At 40.1% G+C, this 14,172-nt stretch carries 8 protein-coding genes and 1 pseudogene; 8 read left to right on the top strand and 1 reads right to left on the bottom strand.

Going from position 1 to position 14,172, the window contains the following annotated elements; all coding sequences use genetic code 11:
* From GMD4S_RS13735 to GMD4S_RS05285, 6 genes and pseudogenes are all read left to right on the top strand, one after another.
* Positions 1 to 154 (top strand): annotated as a pseudogene (locus GMD4S_RS13735) (dipeptidyl aminopeptidase); the annotation flags it as partial.
* A 461-nt stretch (positions 155 to 615) separates the two neighbouring features.
* Entirely contained in the window at positions 616 to 879 is a 264-nt protein-coding gene (locus GMD4S_RS05305) for a phosphocarrier protein HPr (RefSeq protein WP_000146948.1), read from the top strand.
* Positions 880 to 884: 5 nt separating this feature from the next.
* Positions 885 to 2,618 carry a phosphoenolpyruvate--protein phosphotransferase gene (ptsP, locus tag GMD4S_RS05300; RefSeq protein WP_008289239.1) on the top strand — a complete coding sequence of 578 codons (1,734 nt, stop codon included), beginning with the start codon at positions 885 to 887 and terminating at the stop codon, positions 2,616 to 2,618.
* A gap of 245 nt (positions 2,619 to 2,863) precedes the next feature.
* A complete protein-coding gene (locus tag GMD4S_RS05295; protein ID WP_000700242.1) occupies positions 2,864 to 5,374 on the top strand; it encodes a pneumococcal-type histidine triad protein in 2,511 nt (836 codons plus the stop codon).
* 195 nt (positions 5,375 to 5,569) lie between these two features.
* The gene (locus tag GMD4S_RS05290; RefSeq protein ID WP_000747440.1) at positions 5,570 to 6,487 is read left to right on the top strand and encodes a metal ABC transporter substrate-binding protein; all 918 of its coding nucleotides are present in this window, start codon (positions 5,570 to 5,572) and stop codon (positions 6,485 to 6,487) included.
* A 13-nt stretch (positions 6,488 to 6,500) separates the two neighbouring features.
* On the top strand, positions 6,501 to 9,548 hold the full coding sequence (locus tag GMD4S_RS05285; RefSeq protein ID WP_000731456.1) for a pneumococcal-type histidine triad protein: 3,048 nt from the start codon (positions 6,501 to 6,503) through the stop codon (positions 9,546 to 9,548).
* A 36-nt stretch (positions 9,549 to 9,584) separates the two neighbouring features.
* Here the strand turns inward: GMD4S_RS05285 and pepT are convergent, their stop codons facing one another.
* Positions 9,585 to 10,808, bottom strand: coding sequence for a peptidase T (gene pepT, locus GMD4S_RS05280; RefSeq protein ID WP_000222029.1), 1,224 nt, complete (start codon positions 10,806 to 10,808; stop codon positions 9,585 to 9,587).
* Positions 10,809 to 11,165: 357 nt separating this feature from the next.
* Here pepT and pitA point away from each other — a divergent pair, with 357 nt between their 5' ends.
* Both pitA and sipA read left to right on the top strand, forming a co-directional pair.
* A complete protein-coding gene (gene pitA / locus GMD4S_RS05275; protein WP_001026090.1) occupies positions 11,166 to 13,724 on the top strand; it encodes a PI-2 pilus tip adhesin PitA in 2,559 nt (852 codons plus the stop codon).
* On the top strand, positions 13,724 to 14,172 hold a 449-nt coding region (sipA, locus tag GMD4S_RS05270; protein WP_000924789.1), incomplete at its 3' end, for a PI-2 pilus system signal peptidase SipA. The genes pitA and sipA, both read left to right, overlap by 1 nt.

The raw sequence follows: 14,172 nt of genomic DNA, 5'->3' as shown, positions 1-14,172 counted from the left end.
ACTTAAATCTAAAAATCAACAAACTAAACTTCAAGTATTTGAGGCGGAAAGTGGTGCGGACGCTCATTGCCAAGTCAATAATCTAAGACTCGCCCATAATGTCGTTTTTGATTGGTTGGATACTTTATTTGAATGGAATCAATCAAAGTTTTAGTTCTACTTATACCACTTAGATATATCTACCTTTTTACTGTTAGGGGCTACAAACTTATTTTACTTTAAGTAGCAAATTGGATAAATTCTCTACTGTTGATGGTAAGAGTAGGTTTTAGAATTTCAGGATTTGATGAAGTCTTTTCAAATAATGGATTTACTGAGTTATATTAATTATAGTTAAATAGTATTATTTCATTATTTACTAGGATTGTCCTCTGATTGGTATTAAGGGAAAATAGCTTTGAAAATTGAATTTTGATGATGACATTCTTTGAACAATTAGTGTTTAGATATGCTATTTAGTTACTAGAGTGCTCATTTAATAGAAAAAGAAGTAATTTCATTTTCAGTAAAAGTCCATAAAATACTTGAAAAATTATCTAGAAGGTGATATAATACAGTCTTGTAAGGGTTATCACATATAACTCAAAAAAGAAATAACTAAAGGAGAGTCAAACTATGGCTTCTAAAGATTTCCACGTAGTGGCAGAAACAGGTATTCACGCGCGTCCAGCAACATTGTTGGTTCAAACAGCTAGCAAATTTGCTTCAGATATCACTCTTGAATACAAAGGTAAATCAGTAAATCTTAAATCTATCATGGGTGTTATGAGTCTTGGTGTTGGCCAAGGTGCTGACGTTACAATTTCAGCTGAAGGTGCAGATGCTGACGACGCAATCGCTGCTATCACTGAAACTATGGAAAAAGAAGGATTGGCATAAGGAAAATGACAGAAATGCTTAAAGGAATCGCAGCATCTGATGGTGTTGCAGTTGCAAAAGCATATCTACTCGTTCAACCGGATTTGTCATTTGAGACTATTACAGTCGAAGATACAAACGCAGAAGAAGCTCGCCTTGATGCCGCTCTACAAGCATCACAAGACGAGCTTTCTGTTATTCGCGAGAAAGCAGTAGGTACGCTCGGTGAAGAAGCAGCTCAAGTTTTTGACGCTCACTTAATGGTGCTTGCTGATCCTGAAATGATCAGCCAAATTAAAGAAACTATCCGTGCGAAGAAAGTGAATGCAGAAGCAGGTCTGAAAGAAGTAACAGACATGTTTATCACTATCTTTGAAGGAATGGAAGACAACCCATACATGCAAGAACGCGCAGCGGATATCCGCGACGTGACAAAACGTGTATTGGCAAACCTCCTTGGTAAAAAATTGCCAAACCCAGCTTCTATCAATGAAGAAGTAATCGTGATTGCGCATGACTTGACTCCTTCAGATACAGCTCAGTTGGACAAAAACTTTGTAAAAGCTTTTGTAACCAACATTGGTGGACGTACAAGCCACTCAGCTATCATGGCGCGTACGCTTGAAATTGCAGCAGTATTGGGTACAAACAATATCACTGAAATCGTTAAAGATGGTGACATTCTTGCCGTTAACGGTATCACAGGTGAAGTTATTATCAACCCAACTGATGAGCAGGCGGCTGAATTCAAGGCTGCTGGTGAAGCTTATGCGAAACAAAAAGCTGAATGGGCTCTCTTGAAAGATGCTAAAACAGTAACTGCTGATGGCAAACACTTTGAATTGGCTGCCAACATCGGTACTCCAAAAGACGTTGAAGGTGTCAATGACAACGGTGCTGAAGCTGTTGGTCTTTACCGTACAGAGTTCTTGTACATGGATTCTCAAGACTTCCCAACAGAAGACGAGCAATACGAAGCTTACAAGGCTGTACTTGAAGGAATGAACGGTAAACCTGTTGTCGTTCGTACAATGGATATCGGTGGAGATAAGGAACTTCCTTACTTCGATATGCCTCACGAAATGAACCCATTCCTTGGATTCCGTGCCCTTCGTATCTCTATCTCTGAGACTGGAGATGCTATGTTCCGCACACAAATCCGTGCCCTTCTTCGTGCGTCTGTTCACGGTCAATTGCGTATCATGTTCCCAATGGTTGCGCTCTTGAAAGAATTCCGTGCAGCGAAAGCAGTCTTTGACGAAGAAAAAGCAAACCTTCTTGCTGAAGGTGTTGCAGTTGCGGATAATATCCAAGTTGGTATCATGATCGAAATCCCAGCAGCAGCAATGCTTGCAGACCAATTTGCTAAAGAAGTTGACTTCTTCTCAATTGGTACAAACGACTTGATCCAATACACAATGGCAGCAGACCGTATGAACGAACAAGTTTCATACCTTTACCAACCATACAACCCATCAATCCTTCGTTTGATTAACAACGTTATCAAAGCAGCTCACGCTGAAGGTAAATGGGCAGGTATGTGTGGTGAGATGGCTGGTGACCAACAGGCTGTTCCACTTCTTGTCGGAATGGGCTTGGATGAGTTCTCTATGTCAGCAACATCTGTACTTCGTACACGTAGCTTGATGAAGAAACTCGATACAGTTAAGATGGAAGAGTACGCAAACCGTGCACTTACAGAATGCTCAACAATGGAAGAAGTTCTTGAACTTCAAAAAGAATACGTTAATTTTGATTAATCAAAAAATCCTTGCAACCCAGTTGCAGGGATTTTTTTTAAGAACTTTCAAGAAAATCTTTCTTATATAAACTCCATTCTAGAGAAAGTAGCGGTGAAGAACAAAAAATACTTAACTGGTTCATAAAATTCTTGACAAGTTGCAAATTTAGGAGTAAACTATTAACCAGTTAAGTAATAGAGAGGAGTTTCTGCAATTTAGAAATGAATTGCAAATAGAAATATTAAAAAAGAAAGAGAGTTTCGATGAAAATTAATAAAAAATACCTTGCTGGTTCTGCGGCAGCTTTAATTTTAAGTGTCTGTTCTTATGAATTGGGACTGTATCAAGCTAGAACGGTCAAGGAAAATAACCGTGTTTCCTATATAGATGGAAAACAGGCTGCGCAAAAAACAGAGAATTTGACACCTGATGAAGTCAGTAAAAAAGAAGGTATTAATGCCGAGCAAATCGTCATCAAGATAACAGACCAAGGCTATGTCACTTCACATGGTGACCACTATCATTACTATAATGGCAAAGTCCCTTATGATGCTATCATCAGTGAAGAGTTGCTGATGAAGGATCCAAACTACCAGCTCAAGGACGAGGATATTATCAGTGAAATCAAGGGTGGTTATGTGATCAAGGTAGATGGAAAATACTATGTTTACCTTAAGGATTCAACCCATGCGGATAATGTCCGTACGAAAGAAGAAATCAATCGGCAAAAACAAGAACATAGTCAGCATCGTGAAAGAGGGACTTCAGCAAACGATGGTGCGGTAGCCTTGGCACGTTCACAGGGACGCTACACCACAGATGATGGTTACATCTTTAATGCATCCGATATCATTGAAGATACTGGTGATGCTTATATCGTTCCTCATGGCGACCATTACCATTACATTCCTAAGAGTGAGTTATCAGCCAGCGAATTGGCTGCTGCAGAAGCCTTTCTATCTGGTAGAAGTGGCCAATCAAAGGCGCCTACTTATCGCCGTACCAATAACAACAGTGCTAGCAGCGATGTAGATAGATGGAGCCCATCCTATAATAACCAAGGCAGTGGCTATACGAACACGAACACATCTAACAACAGTAGTGACGATAGTCAAGCAAGTCAAAGTGATGAGGATATTGATAGCCTTCTGAAACAACTTTACGCCTTGCCGCTCAGCCAACGACACGTAGAATCTGATGGCCTTGTCTTCGACCCAGCACAGATTACAAGTCGAACAGCTAGAGGAGTTGCTGTGCCTCATGGGAACCATTACCATTTCATCCCCTATTCACAGATGTCTGAATTGGAAGAACGAATCGCTCGCATCATCCCACTTCGCTATCGTTCGAACCATTGGGTGCCGGATTCAAGACCAGAACAACCGACTCCGGAACCTAGTCCAAGCCCGCAACCTGCACCAAATCCTCAACCAACTCCAAGCAATCCAATTGATGAAAAATTAGTTAAACAGGCTATTCGAAAAGTAGCTGACGGCTATGTCTTTGAGGAGAATGGAACCTCACGTTATATTCCTGCCAAGAAGCTTTCAGCAGAAACAGCAGCAGCAATTGATAGTAAACTAGCCAAGCAAGAAAGTTTGTCTCATAAACTCGGAGCTAAGAAAACCAATCTCCCATCTGGTGATCGAGGATTTTACAATAAGGCTTATGATTTACTAGCAAGAATTTATCAGGACTTACTTGATAATAAAGGTCGTAAAGTTGATTTTGACGCTTTGGATAAACTGTTGGAACGTTTAAATGATGAAAGCAGTGATAAAGTTAAGTTGGTCGAAGATATACTTGCATTTCTAGCACCGATTCGTCATCCAGAACGTCTAGGAAAACCAAATGCGCAAATTGCCTACACTGATGATGAGATTCAGGTAGCCAAGTTGGCAGGCAAGTATACAACAGAAGATGGCTATATCTTTGATCCCCGTGATATCACCAGTGATGAGGGGGATGCCTATGTAACTCCACATATGACCCATAGTCATTGGATTAAGAAAGATAGTTTGTCTGAAGCCGAAAGAGCGGCAGCCCAGGCTTATGCTAAAGAGAAAGGTTTAACACCTCCTTCGACAGGAAATACAGAGACTAAAGGAGCAGAAGCTATCTACAACCGCGTGAAAGCAGCTAAGAAGGTGCCTCTTGATCGTATGCCTTACAATCTCCAACATACCGTGGAAGTTAAAAACGGTAGTTTAATCATTCCTCATTATGATCATTACCATAACATCAAATTTGAGTGGTTTGACGAAGGACTTTATGAGGCACCTAAGGGGTATAGTCTAGAAGATCTCTTTGCGACTGTGAAGTACTATGTCGAACATCCAAACGAACGTCCGCATTCAGATAGTGGTTGGGGAAATGCAAGTGACCATGTTCAAAGAAACCAAAATGGTCAAGCTGATAACAATCATACGGATAAACCATCAGTAGAGAAACCTCGGGCAGACAAACCTGAGGAAGAAAAGCCGCGCGAAGAGAAGCCTCAAAGTGAGAAACCAGAATCTCCAAAACCAACTGAGGAGCCGGAAGAAGAATTACCAGAGGAACCAGAAGAACCTCAGGTCGAGACTGAAAAGGTTGAAGCGAAGTTGAGAGAGGCTGAAGAGCTACTTGCAAAGATCCAAGACCCCATTATCAAGTCCAATGCCAAAGAAACTCTCACTGGCTTAAAAAATAACCTGCTATTTGGTGCTCAGGATAACAATACCATTATGGCTGAAGCTGAAAAGTTGTTGGCTTTATTAAAGGAGAGCAAGTAAAGGTAGAAGCATTTTCTAGATCCTAAAAACAGGATAGGAGAACTAGAAAAGTTAAAATCGAAAATGAGAATAGAATGTAAGTTCTAGTTCTCATTTTTTTCATGAAAATGTGAAAAATATCTTGACATATAGTGTAAATAAAGATAAACTATTTACTAGTTAATTAAATGGTTAAATACTAGTTAAGGAGTAATGATGAAAAAAAGAACAATTCTACTATTAATGGCAAGTCTGTTGATTCTTGTCTTAGGAGCATGTAGCCAAAAAGAAAAACAAGAATCAAAAGGGATGAAGATTGTCACAAGTTTTTACCCAATCTATGCCATGGTCAAAGAGGTATCAGGTGACTTGAATGATGTACGGATGATTCAGTCAAGTAGTGGGATTCACTCCTTTGAACCATCAGCAAATGACATTGCTGCCATTTATGATGCGGATGTCTTTGTCTATCACTCTCATACGCTCGAATCTTGGGCTGGAAGTCTAGATCCTAACTTGAAAAATTCAAAAGTTAAGGTTTTAGAAGCTTCTGAAGGGATGACGTTGGAGCGTGTACCGGGCTTAGAAGATGTAGAAGCTGGTGACGGCATCGATGAAAAAACACTCTACGACCCTCACACTTGGTTAGATCCAGAAAAAGCAGGTGAAGAAGCTCAGATTATCGCTGACAAACTTTCGGAGATTGATAGTTCTAATAAGGAAACGTATCAAAAGAATGCTAAAAACTTTATCGCTAAAGCCCAAGAATTGACTAAGAAGTACCAGCCTATTTTTGAAAAAGCGAGTCAAAAGACCTTTGTTACACAACACACAGCCTTTTCTTATCTCGCTAAACGCTTTGGTTTGAAACAACTTGGTATAGCAGGGATTTCCCCTGAACAAGAACCAAGTCCGAGACAACTAACAGAAATTCAGGAATTCGTTAAGACCTATAAGGTTAAAACCATCTTTACTGAGAGCAATGCTTCTTCTAAAGTCGCTGAGACCTTGGTCAAATCAACAGGAGTTAGCCTAAAGACACTCAATCCTTTAGAAGCAGATCCTGAAAATGACAAAACTTACTTAGAAAATCTAGAAGAAAACATGAATGTTCTTGCAGAAGAATTAAAATGAGGAGATGATGAAAATGAAGAAGAAATACCTTGCAGCAGGATCGGCTCTTGTCCTTTCCCTAAGCCTTTGCATCTATGCATTGAACCAACACCAGGTAGAAGGAAACAAAGATAATAACCGTGTGTCTTATGTCGATGGGAAGCAAGATTCTCAAAAAACAGAGACCCAGACACCAGATCAAGTTAGCAAAAAAGAAGATATTCAGGCTGAACAAATTGTCGTGAAAATCACCGATCAAGGTTATGTGACTTCACATGGTGATCATTTCCATTATTACAATGGTAAAGTTCCTTTTGACGCGATTTTCAGCGAAGAACTGTTGATGAAAGATGCCAATTATCAACTGAAAGACGCTGATATTGTCAACGAAATCAAAGGTGGCTACATTATCAAGGTTGATGGTAAGTATTATGTCTACCTTAAAGATGCGGCTCATGCTGATAATATTCGTACGAAGGACGAAATTGAACGCCAAAAACAAGGTCATACTCACGATGCACCAACTTCTAACAGTGCAGTGACACTTGCGCGATCACAAGGCCGTTATACTACCGACGATGGCTACATCTTTAATCCATCTGATATTATAGAGGATACTGGTGATGCTTATATCGTTCCTCATGGTGGACATTACCACTACATTCCAAAGAGTTCCTTGTCTGCTAGCGAATTAGCTGCTGCTCAAGCTTACCTTTCTGGAACTAGAAAACAACCGACTGTGACGGACTATCGTCCTAGTCCAAACGCAACTGGTCAAACTACCAACCCAAGTCAACAGGCTGAAACACCAAGTAATCAAGCTGAGAGTCTTCAAAGTCTATTGCAGCAACTCTATGCTCTTCCAAGTAGTCAACGTTATGCTGAATCAGATGGCTTGATTTTTGACCCTGCTAAGATTTCGAGCAGAACACCAAGTGGCGTAGCGATTCCACACGGAAATCACTATCATTTCATCCCATATACAAAACTTTCTGCCTTGGAAGAAAAGATTGCACGTATGATTCCTTTATCTAGCGACAGTGGGAAGCCAACACCTTTGGAAAATCCAAGCAAACCAGCAGAACATCCAGCTCAACCAGATCATCATCATGACCAAGACGGTGACCATGGAAGTCAGGATACCAACCATGAAGACCATGACCATGATGGAGAGGAGCATGACCACCACCACGGTGAAGAACATGATCATGGTTTTGCAGCTGACCGTGTTATTAGTGAAGATGAGCAAGGTTTTGTAGTTTCTCATGGAGATCACGCTCATTATTTCTTTAAGAAGGACTTGACTGCAGCCCAAATCAAAGCTGCCCAAGATCACTTGAAAGAAAATCATCAGTCTCAGCACGTTCAACCACTTGCAAAGACTGTGGAAAGTTTCTCAAGAGATGCTAGCGATGAAGAAAAAATCAAGTATATCTCACAGACCTACGGGGTTCCGCTCGAAGCGATTCGTATTTCAAACGGCTTCTTTGTCTTTGGAAATCCGGATCAAGCCTATGATCCAACCCATATCCATCCTTATGCTGTTCGAAAAGAACATGTTCGTATTCCTCTCCAAACTGGAAATCCAGAACTGGATTTCCTAAATGAACTTTATACGACTGCCCTACGTGATGGGGTGTCTCCTTATAGTTTGCAAGTAGAGAATGGTAGCTTTGTGATTCCTCACGGTGATCACAATCACTACATTAAGGTTCAGACAAATGGCTATGAAGTAGCTTTGAAAAATAAGATTCCGGCCCTACAATCGACCTATCAACCTGGAGCATTTGATGAACAAACAGTTCTATCTAAGGTGGATCAACTTTTAGCAGATAGCAGAAGTCTCTACAAAGACCAGCCAATCATGCAGAGACGGGTTGAACTTGCTTTGGGGCAGTTCACCGAAAATATGAAAAAATTGGCAACAAACTCAACTGCTGGATACCTAGCAGCATTGGATCTCTTTAATAAACAGTATATCCATGTGGACCAAAATGTGGCACCGGTTGAAACTTCACCTTTAGATAAGAAGTACCAAGCTCTAGTAGATAAGATCAATACATTGGATACAGATACTTATGGCTTGCCTAAGAAAGATCTTTTGGTACATTTGCAGGAAGCAAAACTAGCACAGGATGAGACAGAGTTGGCTGTCATTGAAGCGAAACTGCAGGCCTTGCAAGATTTCCGAGATCGGACAGGGGTTACAACAGTAGAGTACATCAAGTACTTCTACGAACATGTGTCTGATGGTCGTTTGAGAGAAGAACTTCGGAACCGTGTTGCCAAGTTGACATGGGAACTTTACCAGTCACAATCTTTCCTCAAAGCAACCGACTTGAACAAGTTATTCCCAACTATTTACCAAACTAAGTTAGAAGTAGAAGAAGCTCTCAAAGAAGAACCCGTTTCTACAAAAGTTGGTAAGACTATTCTAGATACGGAAAAAGTAGATAGTCAAACTGCTAAGACCGCCATCTATGAATTCCTAAAAGAACTCTACGGTGATTTTATGCCAGAAGAGCGGGTTAGTCATGTTAAGAAGGAAGAAGTGGATGCTCTCCTAACTAAAGCTGCCCAACTCCTAGCACGTGTCAAAGAAGATGGTGTCAAACAATCCCTAGCTGAAGAAGCAGCTAATATCAAAGCGGCTACTGAAAAGGAAAATGCAGACCTTGACGAAGCTAAAACACAACTTGAGGATCTTTTAAATCGTATTGCAGCGACTATCCAACGAGAGAAAAAAGAAGCAGAACAAGATCCACAAACGGTGATTATCTACCAAAAACTCTATAATATCTTGCTCTCTCTTCACAAGTACTTAGAGGATAACAAAGGATCTGATGCTGACTTTGAACGTGTCGATGCCCTTTTTGATCAACTCGCAGCTAAAAGTAGTGATAAAGAAGGTCTCCTCACTCTAGCTAAAGAAATCATTAGCTTGAACCAAGAACTTCGTTCAAAAGCAAGTGAAACTGACAGTCAATCTAAGTCTGAGAAAGGCAGTGAAACAACTGCTTCTCAATCAAGCGAAAAGCAAGAGAAAAGTGAGACTGAGCCAAGTGCTCAACCAAACGAATAAAAAGAAAGACGAAGTAGCTGAGCTACCTCGTCTTTTTTAGTCTTTATAAGCTACAATACCAATGATGGTATCCACCGCACGCTCCATGGTCTGAAGACTGACGTATTCAAAACGTCCATGCATGTTTTCACCACCAGCAAAGATATTAGGAGTTGGGATCCCCATAAAGGAAATCTTAGACCCATCTGTTCCACCACGAATCGGTTCGATAATTGGCGCGATCCCTAAATCTTCCATAACAGCTTTAGCAATGGTAACGGGTGTCATGTCTTTCTCGATGACTTCTTTCATATTGTAGTACTGGTCTGTCAGAGTCAAGCTAACGCGATCATTCCCAAGCTCTTGATTCATCTTGTCAGCGATGGCTTGCATAGCTGCTTTACGAGCTTCAAAGGCATCTTTTTCAAAGTCACGGATGATGTAGCTTGCACGCGCCTCCTCGACACTACCTGTCACATCCATAAGATGATAGAAACCTTGATAACCATCTGTCAATTCAGGTCGGTCATTCTCTGGAAGTTGATTATGAAAATCAATCGCTAGCTGAAGGGCATTGACCATCTGTCCTTTAGCAGTACCAGGGTGAACATTGCGCCCTTGGAAATGAAGCTCAGCAGCAGCTGCTGAGAAAGTTTCATACTGAAGCTCACCTAGCGGACCACCATCAACAGTATAGGCAAAGTCAACGTTAAAGTCTTCAGCATCAAATTTGTTAGCTCCAACACCGATTTCTTCATCTGGTCCAAAACCAACTCGAATCTCACAGTGTTTGATTTCGGGATGAGCAGTCAGATATTCAATAGCAGTCATAATTTCAGCAATCCCTGACTTGTCATCAGCACCCAGCAAGGTCGTGCCATCAGTTGTGATAAGCGTTTGGCCTGGATATTTCTCAAGGCTCTTGAAATCAGCAGGATCGAGTTTAAATCCAGAATCACCCAAGTCGATAACTCCACCATCGTAATTTTCAATGACTTGCGGATTAACTCCCTCAGCATTAAAATCAGCAGTATCCATGTGGGAGATGAAGCCAATCTTGCGTGTAAGGCTGGGATCATTAGCTGGTAAGGTACCAATAGCAAAACCATTTGGAAGGTAGTAGACGTTTTGCAGACCGACACGTTTCATTTCAGGAATAAGAACATTGGTCGCAAAATCTACCTGGCTTTGCGTACTTGGAGTAGTAGTAGAGTGTTCATCAGAACGCGTATTGACCTTAACGTAGGTCAAGAAACGATCTAAAAGGTTCGGATAAGTCATAAAAACTCCTTTAACAATCATAAAATAGAATGCAAACTTCGGAAAAACCTTATTCTGAAAATTTCATGAATTTTGAAAAAATATAATAATTCAAATTCAATAGACTTTCAAATGAAATTTTGGATATTCTAGAATAAAATATATGCATTGATATTTTATGAGATTTTTTTATTCTTTTTTCATTTTACCATAGAATAGTTTGAAAGACAAAGAAGAATCATACTCTTTTATTAATTAACATAATATAAAATTAATCATATTAATTGACACTGCGTGAACTTTATTGTACAATTATCTTGTAAATGTCCTAGATTGATATAGTAACAATATTAGTACATTCTAGTTAAGGAGAATAAAATGAACATTCGCTTCGATTTTAAGAAAGTTCAAATTATTGCACGCCGTTTAGTTACACTGTTAGCTATTCTCTTTTTGTGTGCTCCGATAAGTCTGTTAAATGCTGATTCTACTACAGAACCTCAGACAACCCTTCATAAAACAATTACTCCGATATCAGGACAGGATGACAAGTATGAGTTGTCATTGGATATCACGTCCAAACTGGGAACGGAGACCCAAACGGATCCCTTGGATGTTGTTTTAGTAGCAGACCTCTCAGGAAGTATGCAGAATCAGGATGTCCAATCTTTTGATGGACGGACGATCAGTCGGATTGACGCATTGAAAAATACTCTAAAAGGAACAAATGGTCGTAAGGGCTTAATTGATACCATTCTATCCAATTCTAATAACCGTTTATCTATGGTAGGATTTGGTGGGAAAATAGATAACCAACGTTACAATAGTTATTATCAATGGCCAGCTTGGGCGGGGTACTTTTCTGGTATTTCCTCTCATGATGATGCTAAGACAGTATTAAACTGGAGCAATGATGTTCAAGGAGCCAAAAGAATGGTTTCTAGAATGTCTGTTGATAATAGTGGTGATTCGATTGGTTACGAAGGAGGAATAGGTACAGGTACAAATATTGGAGCAGGACTTCAGTCAGCAACAGAATTACTTCAGTCAGCCAGATCAAGTGCAAAAAAGGTTGTTATTCTTTTGTCAGATGGTTTTGCGAACATGTACTACGATACTAGAGGTTATACGATCTACAATTGGAGCAATAATGATGGTGTAACAGAAATAGCTCCATCGTGGTATCAAACCAATCTAAACACGTTTACTGAAACAGTTTCTGGTTATCTTGCTCCCAAGATTGATGGATTTTATTCTATCAAATTCCGCTACTCTAATAGTACAGATAGTATTTCTAAACTAAAAGAGTACATTGGTAGTTATAATTCTTCCATTCCAAACGAAATATTATCCGCTAACAATGAAAGGGAATTGAGAGAACAATTTAAGGAAATCACCAAGAAAATCCTTCCCCTAGGTGTTCACCATGTGACCATCAAGGATGTTTTGTCCAAATATGTTCAACTTCTTCCCGATAACAGTTCAAATATTCGAGTTGTAAAAATCGAAAACGATAAAGAGGAAACCTTGGGATCAGATAAGGTTACGCTGGAAACAAGGAAGAATGAAAATGGTCTGGTCGAAGTAACAGCAAAATTTAATCCTAACTACATTCTTGATGATGGTGTGAAGTACGCCCTCAAATTTACTGTTACATCAAGTCAAGATGCCTTAGATGCCATTGCTGGTGATAAAAAACTAGAGGCCGGTGATGCTGAAGGTTCTGATGTCAATAAACTCTACTCCAATAAAGGTGCCAGTGTCACCTATTCCTATGGAATAGGCACCTACCAAACCAAGACCAAAGAATACTCTGACAACCCAACCTTTAAGCCTTCAGATCCATTAACGGTACCAGTGGAAGTTGAATGGCAAGGTGTGACGGGTGCGAGAACTGTTATTACAGCTGATCAACCGAGTAATGTTGAACTGAAACTGGTTCAAAAGAACAAGAACAGAGGTTCTGACAATCAAGAATATCGAAAGACCAATGTGAATGTTAGAAAAAACGTATCTAATGAAACGAGGAACTTTGAAAAAGTTGCCAAAGGATATCAATACGATTTAATTGCACCGGACGTCCCAGCCTTTACCAAAGAAATAAAAAATGTTGGTACAGAAACTAAACCATCCTTTAAGGTAATCTATAAACAATTGCCAAGTCTGACGATTAAGAAAGTGTTGGAAGCTGAAAGTAACTTGAACAAAGAGTTTAGAATTAAGGTAAAACTAACCTCTCCTGATTCTACGCCATTGAATGGAACTTTTGGCGAGATAACTGTTGTAAATGGAGAAGCGGAGATCCGTGTCGAAAAACGAAAACGTTGGAAAGGTATTCTAAGCTATCTTCCTCGAGGAACCCATTACAAAGTTGAAGAAGAAGCGGCATCAACGAACGGTTACCACGTTACATATGAGAATCAAGAGGGCGATCTGAATAAAGACGAGACCAGCACTGTTACGAATCACAAGCTTCCAAGTTTATCAGTCACAAAAAAAGTTACAGGCGTATTTGCCAACTTATTAAAATCCTTCAAGATTACCATTAACATCAGGGATGCTCAGAACAGTCCACTGAATGGAACCTATACTGCAACGGTGAATAATAAAAGAACCCCTCTGCAATTTACGAATGGTCGAGCGTCTATAGATCTCAGTAAAGACCAAACCATAAAAATTGATGGACTTCCACTCGATAGTCACTACACTATTGAAGAGGAATCAAACTCTTCTCGTGGATATCAGGTATCTTATGAAAATCAAGAAGGCAAACTGGATGGGGATAAGTCCGCGACAGTCACGAATAATAAGAATAGCGTGCCTGAAACCGGAGTTGACTTCCTCAGCAGTACACTCGTGTTAGGAATAATCCTTCCTCTAGGGGGAATCTTCTTTACAATCCTACTCGGATATCTAGTGGTACATAGGAGAAAATAATGCTACTTAAAAAGAAACATAAGAAAACAGTAACACAAGTCAATCGGGATAAGTCTCCGCCGAGTGTATGGGGAGATATCCTCTACTTAGTCAGTAAGCTTCTGATGGTTGGGTTTGTACTGGCCACCCTTTACTTTTTTGTCTTTGGACTATTGAGATACAATGACGATGGCATGAAGCCAGCCTTAAAAGATGGCGACTTGGTTGTCTACTATAGGTTGGATAAACGTTATTCGATTGGTGATCTGCTTGTCTATAGTTATAAAGGTAAGGAAAGAGTGGCGCGTGTCATTGCAACCGAAGGAAGTACGATCGATATAAACGAAAATGGTCTCATCATCAACGGTTCTCCTCAACAAGAGCAGGATATCTACAAAGAAACGCTGCTCTATAAGGAAGGGGCTACCTTCCCAATGAAAGTCCCAGCAGGACAACTCTTTGTCCTCGG

The organism is Streptococcus sp. GMD4S (assembly GCF_000296955.1).
The sequence above is the reverse complement of the archived record's forward strand: the minus strand, read 5'-3'. Positions and strand labels throughout refer to the sequence as shown.

Excerpts from the sequence above, each read along its gene's own strand:
- pitA (WP_001026090.1), top strand. The coding sequence starts at position 11,166 with ATGAACATTCGCTTCGATTTTAAGAAAGTTCAAATTATTGCACGCCGT.
- GMD4S_RS05305 (WP_000146948.1), top strand. The coding sequence starts at position 616 with ATGGCTTCTAAAGATTTCCACGTAGTGGCAGAAACAGGTATTCACGCG.
- GMD4S_RS05290 (WP_000747440.1), top strand. The coding sequence starts at position 5,570 with ATGAAAAAAAGAACAATTCTACTATTAATGGCAAGTCTGTTGATTCTT.
- pepT (WP_000222029.1), bottom strand. The coding sequence starts at position 10,808 with ATGACTTATCCGAACCTTTTAGATCGTTTCTTGACCTACGTTAAGGTC.
- GMD4S_RS05285 (WP_000731456.1), top strand. The coding sequence starts at position 6,501 with ATGAAGAAGAAATACCTTGCAGCAGGATCGGCTCTTGTCCTTTCCCTA.
- ptsP (WP_008289239.1), top strand. The coding sequence starts at position 885 with ATGACAGAAATGCTTAAAGGAATCGCAGCATCTGATGGTGTTGCAGTT.
- GMD4S_RS05295 (WP_000700242.1), top strand. The coding sequence starts at position 2,864 with ATGAAAATTAATAAAAAATACCTTGCTGGTTCTGCGGCAGCTTTAATT.